This window comes from Ochrobactrum sp. C6C9, from assembly GCF_022627935.1.
GTDB classification, from domain to species: Bacteria; Pseudomonadota; Alphaproteobacteria; order Rhizobiales; family Rhizobiaceae; genus Brucella; species Brucella teleogrylli.
In genome coordinates this window covers 1-234 of record NZ_JABXGB010000149.1, presented here as the reverse complement: position 1 = coordinate 234, position 234 = coordinate 1, and the positions used below count along the sequence as shown (strand labels likewise).

The following is a 234-nucleotide window of genomic DNA, read 5'->3' as shown; positions in this document are numbered from 1 at the left end:
GGCGTGTGCACATCCTCTTGAAAGAACGCCTTGGCGTATTGGCCCAGGTAATTGCCGTCGGGGCCGAAGTGGTTGTAGACCACGTCGAGGATCACCGCCAGGCCGTGTTCATGGGCGCTGTCGATCAGGTGCTTGAGTTGTTCGGGGGTGCCATAAGAGGACTGCGGTGCATAGGGCAGGACGCCGTCGTAGCCCCAATTGCGTTCACCCGGGAATTGCGCCACGGGCATCAGC

Annotated in this window: 1 protein-coding gene; it reads right to left on the bottom strand. The window is 61.1% G+C overall.

Translation table 11 applies throughout. From position 1 onward, the window contains the following. On the bottom strand, positions 1-234 hold a 234-nt coding region (locus tag HWD97_RS24450; protein ID WP_371835836.1), incomplete at both ends, for an alpha-amylase family glycosyl hydrolase.